The following is an 18312-nucleotide window of genomic DNA, read 5'->3' as shown; positions in this document are numbered from 1 at the left end:
AATAAGAATGCAGATGGAGGTGAGGTGCTTGATCGGCGCCTCCTCATCATATTTTAAATTCGTCATCCTTGATTAATTGCCAATGGAGAAAATTATGACTGTTGTGGAAGACATCGCGCGGGGGCGGGTGCTCGTGGTGCATGCGCATCCGGAGCCCCAATCGTTCACTTCATCGATGTTTCGCGCTGCGCAGGAAGTCTTGCTCGACTCGGGACACGAGGTGCGTACATCGGATCTTTACGCGAAAGGATTCAATCCCGTTGCCAGCTCGGCCGACTTTGAAACGCGCGAGGATCCGGAGTATTTGGTGTACGCAAAAGAGCAGCGAGCGGGACGCATCGGCGGAACGTTGTCGCCCGACATCGAGGAGGAGGTAGAAAGCGTTCTATGGGCGGATCTCGTCGTCCTGAACTTTCCGATCTTCTGGTTCTCGACACCCGCGATCCTGAAGGGCTGGATCGACCGTGTGTTTCTCTCCGGCCAATTTTATGGCGGCATGCGCTTTTACGATCGAGGTGGATTGAAGGGCAAGCGCGCGTGGGTGACCGCGACGCTTGGGGGCCGTCCGCATATGTTCGGGAAGGACGCCGTGCACGATGAAATCGACATCATGCTGACACACCTTCTTCGAGGCACGCTGGCCTATGTGGGATTCGAAGTGCTCGAGCCGTTCTTCGGTTACCACGTGCCCTATATCAGCGAAAAAGAGCGGGCCGAACTTCTGGCGCGATTCGAGCAGGACGTGAGGAACTGGCAAACGCGCCAGACGCTTTCATTCCGTTCGCTCGACGAATTCGATGAGCATCTTTACCCGCTGGCTCCGGAACAGGCGGCAAGAGACCGGTCTAACCGACGCAAACCTTGACGTGTTGTGCCAGCGCACATTTTTCCCGGAATAGACATGCAAACTGATAGAAGCTCGCTCATGGCCATCCGCCTCACTGCCTTAAGCGCCGTCGTTGGCGGCCTTCTGGTTTATGCGACCCTGGGTCTGCTGACGATGGTCACGGGGTCGGACACGGAGATGGTGTTCCGTGGTTCAACGATGCTGGCGCTTCCGGCCCAGACGCGCGACCTGTTCCGCTGGGCCATGCTCACGGACGTGTTTGGATTTTATTTGCCGTTCGTCGCGATAGGTGGAGGCCTTTGGTATGCCTTTCGCGAGAAGGCCGGGGCTTTCGGTCACATGGCAGCCATGGCGCTGGCGTTCTACGTCACCATGGGAGTAGGTGGCGCGGTGGTCCAGTTAGCCGCGATCGACCCGTTGTCGCAGTTGTACGTTGCCGGAGGCTTAGACGAAAAGGCCATCGCTTCGACTTCCTGGGCGACTGTCGTCAATGTTGCGCAGCGAGGCCTCTGGTGGAGCGAAGCGCCGGCCTTTTTTTTCTGGTCCATGATGATCGGCCGACTGCTGAAGCGGGACGAATGGGGTTGCTCGATACTGATACGAGTAACCGGCTCGCTCGCGGGGGTGTACTTCGTGTGCGGGTTCTTTCGCGAACTCGATACTTTCACAAATGGTATCGAAATGGTGGTCGTGGGGCTCCTTCCGTTGTGGATGATTCTGTTCGGCTGGCAATTGCTACGTCGATCGAGAAAGTAGATAGGTTCGAGAATAGAAAACGACAATTCTATTTTTACCTATATTATTTGTATTCCTATATTTTTACTTCTGCCAGATATGAAACGCCGGACCCTATACCGCGTCTGCGTGAAAGCCGGCGCGAATATCTTATGAGCATGTTGGCCTGGCGCAGTAAGGTGTATAGCTCATGCTGCGCCAGCGTCGGTGCATACCGAGGTAGTGGGGTTCCGCACAGGGATATTCCGCTTGCGTGTGGGGATGTCGCGCGGAAATGACCGCATCGAACACGTCGATCATGGATGGCGTATCGCCCTCCCGGTCACGCTGCGCAAAACGCTCGACACCAGTCAGGCGTTGCCCGCCCCCGAAACGCAACTGGCGCTCGCAGTCTCTGTCAAAATATCGGCAGCCGTTCGCCGGTTCCCGCGCACCCCATTGCGGGTTCGTTTGGCTGCCTGTCGCCGCCAACGGCGACGAACACTGCCGAAGACGGCAACTGGAATCCATCCTCCCGGCGAGCGCAGAAAGAACCGTTACAGCAAGCACGAGTATGGAAGAATGGCAGTTCCGGCTCGATATCGCTGACTCGAGCGAAGACCTTTGAGTCGTGTTGCCGGCGCGGCAAAATGGACGGCAAACCCCGGCCCTGAGCCGGGATGCCAATTTGGCATGTTGCAACCTGTGTGAGTAAAGCCATGGTCGCAGTCAGGTACGATGATCTTTCTTTGGCTTTCGATTTCGTCAGCTACGCGGTGACAACGGAGCATAACGCGTATGTCTCGTTCGATACGGGCAAGATTTGTTGGACGTCTGATTCCAGCGACGCGTTCGACGAGGAGCTTCCTGACGACCTTGCATCGTCAGATCGCCACCTTGCGATACGCACAAGAACGAACTCGATCTCGGAAGACGTCTCGCCTTGAGCTTTGTCGCACAGGAGTTGCCTGCGTGTTACGAACAGGTCGAAGGTTTTTTCCGACGGCAAGGGGCTTACGCCCGTTTCAAGGATTTGCTGGAGCGTGAAGGCGTTCTCGATCGCTGGTATTCGTTTGAAGCCGATGCTGTCGAAAGCGCGCTGAGGCAGTGGTGTGCCGAAAACGGGCTTGAGCTTGTTCTGACGTGATGGACACTGTCAGCTTTCGCAACGCCAGGGTATCAGTCGTGCCTCGGTCAGCGCCTGGATAACCTTGAACCGGTCGACTTCGCGCATCGTCATCGTTATCCGTTCTGTTGCTGCTGCCATCGACGCTCCCGAAGCTGGATCTCCAGCGGGCGGCAAGCTTACGATGAACTCGAAGCGGACATTTGAACTTGGCTAAAAGCGGACATTACAACTTAGCCGTTACAATCAAAAACTTCGATAATTTGCATTATGTAAAATAATTGAGCACACCACACCATGCTGCCCACACACCATCCAACGCCACACGACGATCCTCGCGCGGCCCGAACGCTGAAAAACGCTGCACCCGCATGCTGAAGTGAATCAGGCAAATCAGGCGCCGGCCGACATCACCGGCCGGCGCCATCAATACTTTGCATCAGTTCGCCGCCACCGCCACCGGGAAATGCCACTTTCCGTCCAGGATGGCAGCTCGAGGCCGGTAAAGCCGAACCATATAGTTCCATCCGTCGGTGATAGGCAGGCAGTTCGGAATCTTGCCGTCACAACCGCCGAACTGGACGTCAACCGAGCCATCGCTTGCGCGCTTCGCCGTCACGTTGTTCACCGTATAGGCGTCGAGATCGTTCTTTTGGAAGAAACCCTGAGCGTTATACACGCTGATCGACCAGAATCCATCCACCGGCACGTCCTTCGCCCGCAAGTGGTAAATGGTCTTGCCGTCGTTCTTCTCCGGCGTGACATTCAGATAGATCGCGTCCTTGGTCGGATTGCCGCCCCACGCGCTGGCCGTTCCGATCAGATGGCGCACCGGATCCACCTGCCCCTTCGCACCGAACATGCCGCCCAAATCGGGCAGCGTCGAACCCAGCACCCGCAGCGCGTCGCGGACCTTCGCCTGGCTCACCGGATCCCAGTCCGGTATTTCGAATTTTCCGGGACTGGCCTGTTTCACCACAACGGCATCCTGCAGATGGCGCGCCTTCTCCAGGTCAGCCGGATCGTCGGGGTTGACGAGCGTACGCACGGCCATCACCACATAGCGGCTGCCGATTTGCTTGCGGGTAAACGTATAGCTTCCCGGCTGGTAGATGACCTCTGGCGTGTACTCTTCCTCGGTAATGACCTGCATGGCCATGTAGCGGTGAGCCGCTTGAGGCAGCGTGATGGTGAGCGGGCCCGCATCGAGATCGAATACGCCCACGGAGTAAAGCGTGTCGCGGTTCGGGCGGACGACAGGCTGATGATCGATCGGCGCCACGTCGCGATTGTGAGCGAACTTGCCGAATCCGCCCATCTTGACGAAATTCGCGAACGACACATCGCTTTCGGCGCGCGCAAAATTCTCGACGGTAACGGGCACGCGTTCCGCCGTAGTGGACTGGGCGTAAGCGGAAATGGCAGTCAGCATAAGCGCCGCAATTGAGGCTCGGCAAAAAGTGTATCTTTTCATATCGTTGTTCTACATGAAAGTTGATAAATATCCATCACAGCAGCATTCTGGATTGCAGAATAATGAAGTTTTCACTGCCGTGCATAGTCTTCGCTTCATCGCTCATGCCTGCTGCCTCGCCAGTATAATCGGAGCCATGCGTATGCTTGATTCGTTGCTGACGCACCGGGGGGCCACTGCTATCGCCTGAGCGGTCACATTACCCAATCTTCGTTTCACACACCCTTCAGGAAGGAAAGTATGGGATATATACGCGACATTGGCCAGCCTCTCTTGTCATGCATACAGAAATTGCGCCGCCTGAGGCGTCTTGCAACTTGCGCCATTCTGGCCACCTCGATAACCGGATTCATCCAGCCTGCAACAGTCGCCGCAGAAACCCTGTCTGCGGAACAGGTGAGAGCCATTGCCAAAGAGGCCACCGTCTACGGTTTTCCGCTCGTCGACAACTATCGCATTCAGTACTCTTATTTTGCTGACGAGCATGGTCCAAACTTCAAGGCGCCATGGAACTCGATCGCCAACTCGGCGCGCGTGTATACGCCGGAGGACAAGACCATTCAGTCTCCCAACTCCGACACGCCCTACTCGTTCCTCGGTGCCGACCTGCGTACCGAGCCGCTCGTCCTGAGCGTGCCCCCGGTGGACAAAGGGCGATACTACGCAGTTCAGTTCATCGACTTGTACACGTTCAATTTTGCGTATGCCGGCAGCCGCACCACGGGCAACGGTGCGGGCAAGTTCCTGCTGGCCGGCCCCGAGTGGAAGGGCACCGTTCCCAAGGGCATCAAGTCGGTCATTCGTTCGGACACGGATTTCGCGTTCGTTTTCTACCGTACGCAATTGTTCAATCCGGGTGACATCGACAATGTGAAGCGCATACAGGCGGGATATAAGGTTGAAACGCTTTCGCAGTATCTCGGCAAGCCCGCACCCACACCTGCCCCTGTTGTCAAGTTCATCCAGCCGCTCACGCCTCAGGAAGAGCGCAGCTCGCTGCAATTCTTCAATGTGTTGAATTTCGTGCTCCAGTTCTGCCCGACCGATCCTTCGGAGAAGGCATTGATGGAGCGTTTCGCGAAGATTGGCGTCGGAGCCGGCAAGCCGTTCGATGCGAATGCCCTTGCGCCTGAGATACAAAAGGCAATGCAGGATGGCATGGCCGACGCCTGGAGCGCGTACGCCGAATTCAAGAAAAACGACCTCGATACGGGCAAGATATCGAGCGCCAGTTTGTTCGGAACCCGTGCCGCCCTGCAGGGAAACTATCTGGCGCGCATGGCCGGGGCAGCCGTCGGAATTTATGCCAACACCAAGACGGAAGCGTTCTACCCGGTCTATTTCGTCGATTCGCATGGCGAGGCGCTCAACGGTTCGAACCGCTACACGCTGCACTTCCCGCCGGGAAAACTGCCTCCCGTCCACGCGTTCTGGTCGCTCACGCTCTATGAACTGCCCGCCAGCCTGCTCTATGCCAATGAGCTGAACCGCTATTTGATCAATTCGCCGATGTTGCCCGGGATCAAGCGCGACGCGGATGGGGGCATCACGCTGTATATCCAGCATGAGTCTCCCGGGCCCGCGCTCGAATCGAACTGGCTCCCGGCGCCGCAAGGCCCCTTCCTCACGGCGTTGAGGCTCTACTGGCCCGCGTCCCCCGCACTCGATGGGCAATGGAAGGCTCCGGCCATGGAGCGCGTGCAGCAATGACGCTTGAGCGGCCATGCCGTCGAGGCCGGGATTTCCCGCCACGACGTCATGGCGGCGTGCTGCCGAACCCGTTGCGCGCACACGGCATGGCGCCGGGCCGGCGCATCATCCAGCAGGTGCTCAACCGGGCAGCCACGCGGAGGCCCCGGTCGCCGGCCATAGGTGCGAGGGTGGGAACACGCACCACCCTCCGTCCCGATGGCGAAAGAATACGATCGCCAGCAAGCCGGACGGCCGCTCGCTTTCGACACGAACGAAGCGCCAGTGCCTGGCACTCGCGCGACGGCTACGCGTCACCCGGGTGCGGTGTGCGGGATCCGTCCCAAACCACTTTTCCACTACGACGCGCAGCGACTTGTCGCGAGTGTTCATCGCATGCTCCTGCACCTTCGATATTCTGCGCCGCGCAGCAATGCCAGAACCGGCACGATGCGCGCGCTTGCTGCTACGGCTATCACTGCAGGCCCGTCGCGCTCGCCAGCTCCGGCACGACGGTGAACAGATCGCCCACGAGGCCGTAATCGGCCACGCTGAAGATCGGCGCTTCCTCGTCCTTGTTGATTGCCACGATCACCTTCGATTCCTTCATGCCGGCAAGGTGCTGAATCGCGCCCGAGATGCCCACCGCGATGTACAGCTGCGGTGCGACGATCTTGCCGGTCTGGCCGACCTGGTAATCGTTAGGGACGTAGCCCGCATCCACTGCCGCGCGCGATGCGCCCAGTGCGGCGTTGAGCTTGTCTGCGAGCGGCTCCAGAACTTTCGTGTAGTTCTCGCCGCTGCCCAGACCCCGGCCGCCCGAGACGATGATCTTCGCGCTCGTGAGTTCGGGACGGTCGAGCTTCGTGACTTCACGGCTCAGGAATTGCGAAAGGCCGCTGTCGGCTGCCGCTTCGATCTTTTCCACCGTTGCGCTGCCGCCTTCGGCTGCAACGGCGTCGAAGCCGGTCATGCGAACGGTGATGACCTTGATGGGGTCTTGCGACTGCACCGTTGCGATTGCGTTACCCGCGTAGATTGGACGCTCGAACGTGTCCGGCGAATCCACTGCCGTGATGTCCGAGATCTGCGCGACGTCCAGCTTCGCGGCGATACGCGGCGTGACGTTCTTGCCCGCAGCCGTAGCAGGCGCCAGGATGTGCGTGTAGTGCTTCGAGATCGAAAGAACCGTCGCCTCGACATTTTCCGCGAGTCCCACTTCGAGTTGCGGCGCGTCGGCCAGCAGCACTTTCGAAACACCGGCGATCTTCGCCGCCGCGTCGGCGGCCGCCTGGGCGTTGTGCCCTGCAATCAGCACGTGCACGTCGCCACCGATCTTCTGCGCGGCAGCCACGGTGTTCAGCGTCGCAGACTTCACAGTTGCGTTGTCGTGTTCGGCAATAACCAGATTCGTCATTTTGCTTCGCTCCCCTTACAGCACCTTGGCTTCGGTCTTCAGCTTCTCGACCAGCATATTCACGTCCGCGACCTTCACGCCGGCGCTGCGCCTGGGCGGCTCGGCAACCTTCAGGGTCTTCAGGCGCGGTGTGACATCCACGCCCAGATCCGAGGGCTTGACCGTGTCCAGCGGCTTCTTCTTGGCCTTCATGATGTTCGGCAGCGTAACGTAGCGCGGCTCGTTCAAACGAAGGTCCGTCGTGACCACTGCGGGAAGCACCAGCGAGAGCGTTTCCGCGCCGCCATCGACTTCACGCGCGACCGTGGCACGGCCGTCGGCGACCGTGATCTTCGAAGCGAAGGTTGCCTGGGGCAGACCCGCCAAAGCGGCGAGCATCTGCCCGGTCTGGTTCGAATCGTCGTCGATGGCCTGCTTGCCGAGAATGACCAATGAAGGCTGTTCCTTGTCGACGAGCGCCTTCAAAAGCTTCGCCACGGCGAGCGGTTGCAGATCCTCATTAGATTCGATCAGCACAGCGCGATCCGCGCCAATCGCCAGCGCCGTGCGCAGCGTTTCCTGCGCCTGCGTGACACCAGCAGACACAGCGATGACTTCCGTCACCACGCCCGCTTCGTTCAATCGCACCGCTTCCTCAACGGCGATTTCATCGAACGGGTTCATCGACATCTTCACGTTGGCAATGTCGACGCCCGTACCATCCGACTTCACGCCGACCTTCACATTGGGATCGACCACTCTCTTGATTGCGACCAGTACTTTCAAAATGCACTCCCGACTTCCAGCAAAACAGAGCCGTTTTCAACGGCAAGGATTTCAGTCTCGCGTGGACTTGAGCGCGGCTTCAATGAAACGCCCCACTTCCTGCCCGGCCTCGGCGTATGCCGAAGCAGTACTCCAGTCAGCAATTTCAGCGAAACGGCCCGCGATCGATTCGGGGCTCAGGTCGCGATCGGCAATGTGGCACGGCGCCGTCTCAACCACAGTCGCCGCGGCAAACGACCCGCCGCCGGCGGAAAGCACGACGCGCGACGGCGCGTCCTCGCTGCACAGGAACAGCACCGCGGGTGTCACGCGCTCCGGCTGGATGGCGGCCAACGCTGCCGGCGGCAGGATCTCTTCGGTCATGCGCGTCGCCGCGATGGGCGCAATCGTGTTGACCTTGATGTTGCTCTTGAACCCCTCCTGATGAAGCACGTTCATCAGGCCAACCAGCGCCATCTTCGCCGCGCCGTAGTTCGCCTGGCCGAAACTGCCGTAGAGCCCCGCCGCCGACGTGGTCATGACGATGCGGCCGTACTTCTGCTCTCGCATCGTCTCCCATACCGCCTTCGTGCAATGCATCGAGCCCATCAGGTGCACGTCGAGCACTGCGCGAAAATCCGCCACGTCCATCTTGGCGAAGCTCTTGTCGCGCAGAATGCCGGCATTGTTCACGAGGATATCGATGCGCCCGAAGGCATCGAGGGTCTGCGCGACCATGGCCTGAACCTGGGCGAAGTCGGCCACGTTGGCACCATTGGCGATCGCTGTGCCGCCCGCGGCGCGGATTTCCCCGACCACCGCCAACGCGGCCTCGGAGGAGCCACCGCTGCCGTCGCGGCCGCCGCCGAAGTCGTTGACCACCACCTTCGCGCCGCGCGCGGCAAATGCCAGGGCGTGCTGGCGTCCAAGGCCCGCTCCAGCGCCCGTCACGATGGCGACCTTCCCGTCAAATCGAATGCTCATGTCTCGTTCCTCTTCTTCATTAGCGGCGCGTTCTTAGCGGAAAAAACGCAGAATCGGCTCGGCCACGCAGGCCGGCTTCGGTGCACCCTCGCACTCGATCGTCATCTCGATCTTGATTTGCACGGCACCGTTGCCGAGCTCGTCCCATTCGAGCAGCCGGAACAGCCCGCGAATGCGGCTGCCCACGAGCACGGGCGAGGGAAAGCGAACCTTGTCGAGGCCGTAGTTCACGCCGGCCGACGTGCCGCGAACCTCGAAGGCCGAAGCGACCAGCCCCGGCAACAGGCTCAGCGTCAGGAAGCCGTGCGCGATGGGTGCGCCGAACGGCCCCGTTTTGGCGCGCTCGACGTCGACGTGAAGCCATTGATGGTCGTCGGTCGCGTCCGCGAACAGATTCACGCGCGGCTGGTCGATCAGCAGCCAGTCACTCGTGCCGATGGACTCCCCCTTCAGCGGCTTCAACGCATCGGGCGTTTCATAAACTTTCATCAAAGGTTCCTTGGTATTCACGTCAATGAGCGCTCGAGCGCGGCGGCACAGGCCGCCTCATGCTGGTCGCTGCTGCCGAGGACGAGCTCCGCCACAACGGCGCGCTTGAAGTAGTGGCCGATGGCATATTCCTCAGTCATGCCGATGCCGCCGTGTAGCTGGATCGCCTGCCCGCAGACGTTCCTCGCGGCGCGACAGACGAAGGCCTTGCACGCGGACACCGCGTACTGCAGCGCCGTCTCTTCGCCGGCCTCGAAGGCCGCGAGCAGCGCGAACAGCATCGAGCGGGCCAGCTCCATTTCGGCCGCCATGTCGGCCATGCGGTGTTGAAGCGACTGGAAGCTGCCGATCGGGACTCCGAATTGCTTGCGCACCTTCAGATATTCGGACGTGGCCTCGATGGCCGCCTCCATGACACCAATCAGCTCGGCGCTTTGCACGGCGACGGCGTGGGCCAGCCCATGGCGCAACGCCGGCAGGCAATCGCCGCCGTAACCGACGCGCGCATCGGCACTCACCTGCACGCCATTGAGCTGCACGTCCGCGGCCCAGGTGCCGTCGTGCAACGGCAGCGCACGCTGCGCGAGTCCGGCGCTGCCGGCTTCGACGAGGAACAGCGCCACACGGCCCGGATCAGCCCCGACGCCGTCGATGAAGGCGGACACCAGCAGCATGTCGGCCGCCGGTGCGCCCACGACCAGCGTCTTGTGGCCATGCAGCGCGTAGCCGTCGGCATTGGGTGCCGCCCGCGTCTTCACGCGTGCGGGATTGCCGCGCGCCTCCGGCTCGCTGAAAGCGAGCGCGATGCGCAGGGTCCCTTCGGCCAGACGTGGCAGCAGGGCTTGCTTCTGCGCGTCGGTCGCGCACGCGGCCAGCGTCTGGGCAGCGAGCACGCCCAGCCCGACGAACGGATCGGTCACGAGTCCCCGCCCCAGCTCAAGGCCGATCAGGACGTTATCGAGCACCGAGCCGCCCAGCCCGCCATAGGCATCCGGCAGCGCCGCGGCCAGCCAGCCGTTATCGGCGAACACCCCCCAGTTGCGCGCACAGGCGTCCCGGCCGGCCTGCACCTGCGCGGCGCGTGTTTCGAAGCTGCACGCCTTCGTCACGAAGCGGCGCACGCTGTCCTGCAGCATCTGCTGCTCGGCATTCAGATTGAAATTCATGGTGGCGTCCCGCCTCAGAGTTGAAACAACAGCTTGGCGATGATGCCGCGCTGGACTTCGCTCGTGCCTCCATAGATCGTCGACGCGCGGCGGAAGAACATCTCGCTGGCGAGGCCCGGACCTATGCCCGCGGCCGGAACCGGCAGCGCGTCGCCCTGCTCCGCGTGCGGCTCCGCGGTGTACGCGATCGCACCGTAGTCGCCCAGCGATTCAACGAGGAACTCGCTCATCTTCTGTTGCAGCTCCGTGCCGCGAATCTTCAGCATGGACCCCATCACGTGCGCCGTGGGACTGTGGTCCTGTTCCAGCACCGCCACCCGCTGGACCATCATGGAGACCGCCTGCAGCTCGGCTTCGAGGCGGGCGAGCCGCAGCGCGAAGGCCGCTTGGCGCACGAGCGGCTGGCCGTCCACGCGCAGCGTGGCCCCAACGGTGCGCAACTGCTTCTTCAAGCGCAGGAGCGCCGGCAAATCGGCCGTCCCCGCATGCTCGTTGTTGAGGAGAAACTTGGTGACGGTCCAGCCCGCGCCCTCGCCGCCCACGCAGTTGGCGACCGGCACGCGCACGTTGTCGAAGAACGTTTCGTTCAGGTGATGGCAGCCGTCGATCGTGATGATCGGGCGCACCGTGATGCCCGGCGTTTGCATGTCGACGAGCAGGAAGCTGATACCGGCCTGCTTCTTCACGGATGCATCGGTGCGCACGAGCAGGAAGATCCAGTCCGCCTCGTGCGCATAGCTCGTCCAGATCTTCTGGCCGTTCACGACGTAATGATCGCCGTCGCGCACGGCCTGCGTACGCAGCGATGCGAGATCCGATCCCGAGCCAGGCTCGGAAAAGCCCTGGCACCAGAGCCGCGTGCCGGCGAAGATGTGGGGCAGATGCTCGGCCTTCTGCTCCGGCGACGCGAAATGATTCAGCACCGGGCCAAGCAGACGCTGGCCGAAGACGTCCTGGGTCGGCGCGCCGGCGGCAGCACACTCTTCGTCGAAAACGAGGCGCTGCTGCGGCGTCCAGCCCGTGCCGCCATGCGCCGTTTCCCAACAGGGTGCGCCCCAGCCGTGTTCATTCAGGATACCTTGCCAACGGATCAGTGCGGCGCGCGGCGAGCGCACGCGATGTTGCGAGCCGGCCAGGTCGGCCGGCAAATGGGCGCGCAAAAATGCGCGCACTTCCTCACGGAATGCGGTCAAACCCGCATCGGGTTGAAAGTCCATCGGACCGTCTCCTGAATCGAGTGGATGCTTGCGCAGCCTGAACAATCAGACGCGCTCGTAGAGCGTCACCACGCAGGCGCCGCCAAGGCCCACGTTGTGCTGGAGCGCGAGGCGCGCGCCCTCCACCTGGCGCGCCTGTGCCGTGCCGCGCAGATGCTGGACCAGCTCGACGCACTGGGCTATGCCGGTGGCCCCGAGTGGATGGCCCTTCGAGAGCAGACCGCCCGACGGGTTGGTCACGTACTTGCCGCCGTAGGTGTTGTCGCCGTCGAGCACGAACTTTTCGGCGCCGCCTTCCGCGCACAGGCCGAGCCCTTCATAGGTCAGCAGTTCGTTATGGGCGAAGCAGTCGTGCAACTCGATCACATCGATATCCTGCGGCGAGACGCCGGCCGCTTCGTACACCTGGCGCGCGGCGGCTTTCGTCATGCCGACGCCGGCGACTTCGCGCATGTCGCGGGCCTCGAACGTCGAGGTGAAATCGGTCGTCATCGCCTGCGCGGCGATGCGCACCTGCCGGTTCAAGCCGTGGCGCTTCGCGAAGTCTTCCGAGCAGATGACGGCGGCGGCCGCGCCGCTGGTCGGCGGGCAGGCCATCAGCTTTGTCATCACGCCCTCCCACACCATCGGCGACGCCATGACTTCGTCTTCCGTCACGACGTTGCGGAACACGGCGAGCGGGTTGTTCGCGGCGTGGCGGCTCGCCTTGGCCCGGATCTTCGCGAAGGTCGAGAGCTTCGTTCCGTACTGCTTCATATGCGCGAGCCCGGCGCCGCCGAAATAGGCGCAGCGCGGGCGGCACATCGTTCGCGCCCAGCAGTTCTTCGGCCACCACGGCGAAGCGGTCGAACGGCGACGCACGGTCGTGGAAATACGTGCTCAGTGCGCCAGGATTCATCTGCTCGAAGCCGAGTGCGAGCACGCAGTCGGCCGCGCCGCCCGCCACGGCCTGCCGCGCCAGGTACAGCGCGGTCGAACCCGTGGAGCAGTTGTTGTTGACGTTGATGACCGGAATGCCGGTCATGCCGACCTCATAGATGGCGCGCTGACCCGCCGTGGAATCGCCGTAGACGAAGCCCGCGTAGCACTGCTGGATCTGCTCGTAGCCGAGACCCGCGTCTTTCAGCGCGAGTCGCGCGGCCTGCGCACCCATCTGCGGATAGGGCTCGTTTGCGCCCGGCTTGGTGAACGGGATCATGCCGATCCCGGCAACGTAGACGTCTCGACTCATGTGGGTATGCTCCTGCTGTATCGATTGATATGAACCGTCACGCCACGCTGCGCGAACGATCTTTCCAGTGACGCTCGCGCAGCCTGACCTTGAGCACCTTGCCGGCGCCCGAGACAGGCAGCGCGTCGACGAACTCGACGCTGCGCGGGCACTTGTAGCCCGCTATGCGTGCCTTGCAATGGGCGATGATGTCGTCGGCGCTCACGCTGGCACCCTGCGCGGCCACGACGACCGCATGCACGGCCTCCCCCCAGCGCGCGTCGGGCACGGCGATCACGGCCGCTGCGGCAACCGCCGGATGCGACGCGATGGCGTTTTCCACTTCGGCGGAATAGACGTTCTCGCCGCCCGTGATGATCATGTCCTTGAGGCGATCGATCACGTGGAGAAAGCCGTCGTCGTCCATGTACGCGCCGTCGCCCGTGAAATACCAGCCGTCGCGCAGCACGGCCGCCGTCTGCTCCGGCTTGTTCCAGTAGCCCTGCATCACGTTCGGCCCGCACAGCGCCACTTCGCCCGGCGTGTTGCGCGGCACTTCCTCGCCTCTCGCGTCGACGATCTTCACTTCGACGCAGTAGCAGGGCCGCCCGGCCGCGCCCTCTGGCGCGAGGCCGGCTGCGCCGCCGGTTTCGATCGACACCGGACCGGCCTCCGTCATGCCGTAGATCTGCACGAACCGCGTGCCGGGAAACGCGGCCTGCGCCCGCGCGAGCAGCGCCGAGGTGACCGGCGCGGCGCCGTACGCCACCGCTTCGAGCGTCGACACGTCATAGTGGGGCATTTGCTCGATATGCTCGACGAGGCGCTGAATCATGGTCGGCACGAGCACCGTGTGGGTGACGCCGTAGCGCGCAATCGCCTCGAGCACGGCGCCCGGCTCGAACGAGGGAAGGATCACATGCGCATTGCCTTCGACCCAATGCGGCCCGGCAAGCCCGATGTCGGCGATATGGAACATCGGCGCCGCATGCAGATAGACCGCGCCGGGCCGCGCGAGGCCCGTTGCGCACGCGGTGAGCGCGGCCACGCCAAGGTTGGTGTGGCTCAGCATCACGCCCTTCGGGAAACCCGTCGTGCCGCCGGTATAGAAGATGCCGGCCAGATCCTCGCCGCGCCGGTACTGGTCGGCTACGGGCGCGGCTGCGGCGACCAGCGCCTCATAGGAGCGCATGCCGTCCGGCACCGCACCGTCGCCGCAATAGATCAGCTCGCGCACGGTTTGCGCGTCGCGGCGCAGTTGCGCGCCAAGCTCGGCGAACGCGTCGTCCACGAGCAGCATGGTCGAGCCCGAGTCGTCGAGCGCGTAGAGCAACTCTGCCGCGGACCAGCGGATGTTGCAGGGATTGAGCACGCCGCCGCCCCACGGCACGGCCATCTGGAACTCGAGATAGCGATCCGAATTCAGCGAAAGCATCGCGATGCGGTCGCCTTCCTCCATGCCCAGCTGCTGCAGCGCGCCGGCGAGCCGCGCGACGCGCTCCGCGAGTTCGCCGAAGGTGCATTCGCGCCCCGCGAAACGGACGGCCACACGATTGCCGTACTGTTGCCGCGCGCGATGCAGCGCCTGGGTTTGATACATGGATGTCTCCTGTCTTTGTGCATGTATGTTAGGGACCGCCGCGCCGTCCGGCGATTGCGCAATCCATCGAATACATTGCAAAAGACGGCAAAGCGCTTGTGTGCCGCCCCAGCCAGAGAGCAGGAGGATGGCCGCCCGCCTCGAGCGGCCTCGTTACGCTACGCCTGCGGCGGCGCAAAACGCTCGCCGTACCGGCCGGCCAGCTCGTTGCAGCGCGCGATGAACCGCTCCATGCCCTGCGACTCGATAAAGCGCCAGGTGCCGCCCGTCCACGCCGGAAAGCCGATCGCGGTGACCGAGCCCACGTTGGCGTCGTGCGTCGTGCGCAACACGCCCTCCTTCATCGCCCGCAAGGTCTCCAGCGATTGCCGGAACAGCAGCCGGTCGCGCAATTCGGCGATGTCCCACTGCACGCCTGCCCTGCCGAAATGCTGCTTCAGCCCCGGCCACAGGCGCTTCCTCTCCCCCTCCGGGTAGTCGTAAAAGCCGCCTCCGCCTGCGCGCCCCTGGCGCCCGAGCTCCTTCACCATCTTCTCGATGACGAGGTCGCCGGGCTCCTTCAGGTACGGCCTGCCCTCCGCCCTCAAGTCCGCGATGGTCTGTTCGGTGATGGAAAGCGCCAGCGAAAGCGAAGTTTCGTCCAGCACCGTGAGCGGCCCGACCGGCATGCCGGCCGAGAGCGCCGCATTTTCGATGACTTCCGCAGGAATGCCTTCCATCAGCATGCCTACGCCTTCCTTGACGAAGCTGCCGAAGGTCCGGCTGGTATAGAAGCCGCGCGAATCGTTGACCACGATCGGCAACTTGCCGATCTGCAGCACGTAGTCATAGGCGCGTGCGAGCGTGGCGTCGCTCGTCTGCTCGCCCACGATGATCTCGACGAGCGGAATCTTGTCGACGGGCGAGATGAAATGCAGCCCGATGAAGCGCTCGGGATGCGCCGATGCGGCGGCCAGTCCCGTGATCGGCAAGGTCGACGTGTTGGACGCGAACACGCCGTCCGCGGCCAGCATCGGCTCGGCCTCGCGCGTTACCTGAGCCTTCAGCTCGCGGTTTTCGAATACTGCTTCGATGATGAGATCGCAACCCTGCAGATCTTGCGCATCGGCTGAGGCGTGGATGCGCGCCAGCACCTGGGCCTGCTGCTCGGCCGTCATGCGGCCTTTTGCAACGCGCGCGTCGGTGACCTTGCGCGTGTAGGCCTTGCCGTGCTCCGCCCGCTCGGGCGTCACGTCCTTCAGGACGCAGTCCATGCCGCGCATGGCGCTCACACAGGCAATGCCCGCGCCCATCATGCCGGCGCCGAGAATGCCCACCTTCCCCACGGCTTGCGGCGCCACGCCCGCCGGACGGGAGGCACCCGCCTTGATGCGCGTGCGGTCGAAAAAGAAGTTGACGAGGTTCTGCGCCACGGGATCGACGAACAGCTTCACGATGGCGCGCGATTCGAGCCGCATGGCCGTGTCGAAGTCCACCTGCGCGCCCTCGACCGCGCACGCCAGAATGGCCGCCGGCCCCGGCATCAGGCCGCGCGTTTTCTGCTCCAGCGCGGCGGACATGACGGCCAGCGCCCCCGCGATCTTCGGCGTGGAGGGCGTGCCGCCCGGCATGCGATAGCCCTTGACGTCCCAGGGCTGCGACGCCACGGGATTGGCGTCGATCCATTCAACCGCGGCCTCGCGCAGCGCGTCCGGCGTGTCGACAAGGCGCGGCACGAGACCGATGCGCGCGGCTTCGGCGGCCGTCATGTTCCTGCCTTCGAGCAGCCAGGGCAAAGCCTCTGTGAGGCCGAGCAGGCGCACCATCTTGGTCACGCCGCCGCCCGCCGGCAGCAGGCCGAGCGTCGCCTCCGGCAAGCCAATCTGGATCTTGGGACTATCCACGGCCACGCGATAGTGGGCGCACAGCGCAATCTCGAGGCCGCCGCCCACGGCGCTGCCCGCCAGGCACGCCACGACAGGCTTGCCAAGCGTCTCGAGACGCCGGAAGTTTTGCTTCGCGACTTCGATGCGCGCGAATACGGAGGGCATGTCCTTTGCTTTGTACTCCTGAACGGCCTTCAGGTCGGCGCCGGCAACAAAGGTCGACTTGGCCGATGCGAGGATCACGCCGCGGATCGTCTCCTTCGCGGCGACGAGGCGCTCCACCGCCTCGGCAAAATCGCGCTGCCACTGCTCGCTGAGCGTATTGACGGGGGCGTCGGGGTCGTCGAACGTGAGCGTGACGATCTGGTCGGCGCCGGTTTCGTAGCGAATGGTCTTCATGACGAATCTCGTAAGGGGCGCGCTCAAAGGCGCTCGATGATGGTGGCGATGCCGATGCCCGCCGCGGCGCACAGCGTGACGAGGCCGTAGCGGAGGTTGCGGGCCTCCAGCTCGTCGAGCAGCGTGCCGAGCAGCATCGCGCCGGTGGCGCCGAGCGGGTGGCCGAGCGCGATGGCGCCGCCGTTGACGTTGACCTTCTCGTGCGGCACGTCCATGAGACGCATGAAGCGCAGCGGCACCGACGCAAACGCCTCGTTGACTTCGAACAGATCGATCTGGTCGACTGTCATGCCGGCCTTGGCCAGCACCTTGTGCGCGGCCGGTGCGGGCCCCGTCAACATGATCACGGGCTCGGAGCCGGTCACAGCCGTCGCGACGACGCGTGCGCGCGGCGTGAGGCCCAGATCGCGCCCCTTCTTTTCGCTGCCGATCAGGAGCGCCGCCGCGCCGTCGACGATGCCCGACGAGTTGCCCGACGTATGCACGTGCTCGATGCGCTGGACCTGCGGGTAGTAGCGGATCGCCCGCGCGTCGAAGCCCATCTTGCCGGGCGCATCGAACGCGGGCTTGAGCGCCGCGAGCCCTTCCATCGTCGAATTGGGACGGATCAGTTCATCGTGATCGAGGATGACCATGCCGCTCGCGTCGCGCACGGGCACGAGCGAGCGGGCAAAGCGGCCGCCCTCGCGGGCCGCGGCGGCGCGCTGCTGCGAGGCGAGCGCATAGGCGTCGAGGTCCTCGCGCGTGTACCCGTCGAGCATCGCCTGCAGATCGGCGCCGATGCCCTGCGGCACGAAGCCGAGGTCCATCGCCGTCTGCGGGTCCTGGGCCCACGCGCCGCCGTCCGACCCCATGGGAATGCGCGACATCGACTCGACGCCCCCCGCCACCACGAGATCCTCCCATCCGGAGCGCACCTTCTGCGCGGCGAGATTGACGGCCTCCAGGCCCGACGCGCAATAGCGGTTGAGCTGCACGCCCGAGGCGTTCCAGTCCCAGCCCGCGTTGAGCGCCGCAATCTTCGCGAGATTGCCGCCCTGCTCGCCCACGGGCGCCACGATGCCCATCACCACGTCGTCGACCTCGCCCGTATCGAGATCGTGACGCCGCTGCAGTTCGCGCAGCACGCCCGACAACAGGCTGATGGGCTTGACCTCGTATAGCGCACCGTCCGCCCGGCCTTTGCCGCGCGGCGTTCTGAGCGCGTCGAATATCAGCGCTTCGCTCATCTTCGTCTCCTTGAATGGCTCCGGTTTTGCCGGGGCATTTTTCCAATGGGTCACATGACCGGTTACGCGAATGCTACACGAGCAAGGCGATATGTCAACCAGGGAGATCGGGCGTCCGGGCAAGCGTTGCGAAAACCGGTCA

General features: G+C 63.3%; 15 protein-coding genes and 1 pseudogene. 5 read left to right on the top strand and 11 right to left on the bottom strand.

The window, feature by feature from the left end; translation table 11 throughout:
- Positions 1-94: 94 nt before the first annotated feature.
- The 3 genes from BO1_RS52495 to BO1_RS61300 all read left to right on the top strand — a co-directional run bounded on the left by BO1_RS52495 (position 95) and on the right by BO1_RS61300 (position 2708).
- A complete protein-coding gene (locus tag BO1_RS52495) occupies positions 95-865 on the top strand; it encodes an NAD(P)H-dependent oxidoreductase (RefSeq protein ID WP_043286212.1) in 771 nt (256 codons plus the stop codon).
- Between the two features lie 60 nt (positions 866-925).
- Positions 926-1603, top strand: coding sequence for a hypothetical protein (locus BO1_RS24145; RefSeq protein ID WP_156992377.1), 678 nt, complete (start codon positions 926-928; stop codon positions 1601-1603).
- A 901-nt stretch (positions 1604-2504) separates the two neighbouring features.
- Positions 2505-2708, top strand: coding sequence for a hypothetical protein (locus BO1_RS61300; RefSeq protein ID WP_245643891.1), 204 nt, complete (start codon positions 2505-2507; stop codon positions 2706-2708).
- A gap of 418 nt (positions 2709-3126) precedes the next feature.
- Here BO1_RS61300 and BO1_RS24135 read toward each other — a convergent pair whose 3' ends face one another.
- Positions 3127-3969 (bottom strand): DUF1214 domain-containing protein, encoded by an 843-nt coding sequence (locus BO1_RS24135; protein WP_322788543.1) that lies wholly within the window; start codon positions 3967-3969, stop codon positions 3127-3129.
- Between BO1_RS24135 and BO1_RS61885 the strand changes: the two genes are divergently transcribed.
- Both BO1_RS61885 and BO1_RS24130 read left to right on the top strand, forming a co-directional pair.
- Positions 3952-4134, top strand: a complete 183-nt coding sequence (locus BO1_RS61885; protein ID WP_322788542.1) for a hypothetical protein — start codon at positions 3952-3954, stop codon at positions 4132-4134. The two genes, BO1_RS24135 and BO1_RS61885, sit on opposite strands and share 18 nt — an antisense overlap.
- Before the next feature lie 423 nt (positions 4135-4557).
- A complete protein-coding gene (locus tag BO1_RS24130) occupies positions 4558-5871 on the top strand; it encodes a DUF1254 domain-containing protein (RefSeq protein WP_245643890.1) in 1314 nt (437 codons plus the stop codon).
- A gap of 454 nt (positions 5872-6325) precedes the next feature.
- On the opposite strand, the gene BO1_RS24125 is transcribed toward BO1_RS24130, so the two are convergent.
- The 10 genes and pseudogenes from BO1_RS24125 to BO1_RS24080 form a co-directional block, all read right to left on the bottom strand.
- Positions 6326-7267 (bottom strand): electron transfer flavoprotein subunit alpha/FixB family protein, encoded by a 942-nt coding sequence (locus BO1_RS24125; protein ID WP_028219752.1) that lies wholly within the window; start codon positions 7265-7267, stop codon positions 6326-6328.
- A 15-nt stretch (positions 7268-7282) separates the two neighbouring features.
- Entirely contained in the window at positions 7283-8032 is a 750-nt protein-coding gene (locus BO1_RS24120) for an electron transfer flavoprotein subunit beta/FixA family protein (protein ID WP_028219751.1), read from the bottom strand.
- 51 nt (positions 8033-8083) lie between these two features.
- On the bottom strand, positions 8084-8995 hold the full coding sequence (locus BO1_RS24115) for an SDR family NAD(P)-dependent oxidoreductase (RefSeq protein ID WP_028219750.1): 912 nt from the start codon (positions 8993-8995) through the stop codon (positions 8084-8086).
- 33 nt (positions 8996-9028) lie between these two features.
- Positions 9029-9484: a MaoC family dehydratase gene (locus tag BO1_RS24110; RefSeq protein ID WP_028219749.1), complete on the bottom strand. Its 456-nt coding sequence runs from the start codon at positions 9482-9484 to the stop codon at positions 9029-9031.
- A gap of 17 nt (positions 9485-9501) precedes the next feature.
- Positions 9502-10650, bottom strand: a complete 1149-nt coding sequence (locus BO1_RS24105) for an acyl-CoA dehydrogenase family protein (RefSeq protein WP_028219748.1) — start codon at positions 10648-10650, stop codon at positions 9502-9504.
- A 14-nt stretch (positions 10651-10664) separates the two neighbouring features.
- Positions 10665-11867 (bottom strand): acyl-CoA dehydrogenase family protein, encoded by a 1203-nt coding sequence (locus BO1_RS24100; protein WP_028219747.1) that lies wholly within the window; start codon positions 11865-11867, stop codon positions 10665-10667.
- Positions 11868-11912: 45 nt separating this feature from the next.
- A pseudogene (locus tag BO1_RS52485) lies at positions 11913-13098 on the bottom strand (lipid-transfer protein).
- Between the two features lie 37 nt (positions 13099-13135).
- Positions 13136-14677, bottom strand: coding sequence for a long-chain-fatty-acid--CoA ligase (locus BO1_RS24090; RefSeq protein ID WP_028219746.1), 1542 nt, complete (start codon positions 14675-14677; stop codon positions 13136-13138).
- 158 nt (positions 14678-14835) lie between these two features.
- On the bottom strand, positions 14836-16941 hold the full coding sequence (locus tag BO1_RS52480; RefSeq protein ID WP_043286206.1) for a 3-hydroxyacyl-CoA dehydrogenase NAD-binding domain-containing protein: 2106 nt from the start codon (positions 16939-16941) through the stop codon (positions 14836-14838).
- A 23-nt stretch (positions 16942-16964) separates the two neighbouring features.
- Positions 16965-18170 (bottom strand): acetyl-CoA C-acetyltransferase, encoded by a 1206-nt coding sequence (locus BO1_RS24080; protein WP_028219745.1) that lies wholly within the window; start codon positions 18168-18170, stop codon positions 16965-16967.
- Positions 18171-18312 lie beyond the last annotated feature (142 nt).

Source organism: Paraburkholderia oxyphila NBRC 105797 (assembly GCF_000685075.1).
Lineage (GTDB): Bacteria > Pseudomonadota > Gammaproteobacteria > Burkholderiales > Burkholderiaceae > Paraburkholderia > Paraburkholderia oxyphila.
The sequence above is the reverse complement of the archived record's forward strand: the minus strand, read 5'-3'. Positions and strand labels throughout refer to the sequence as shown.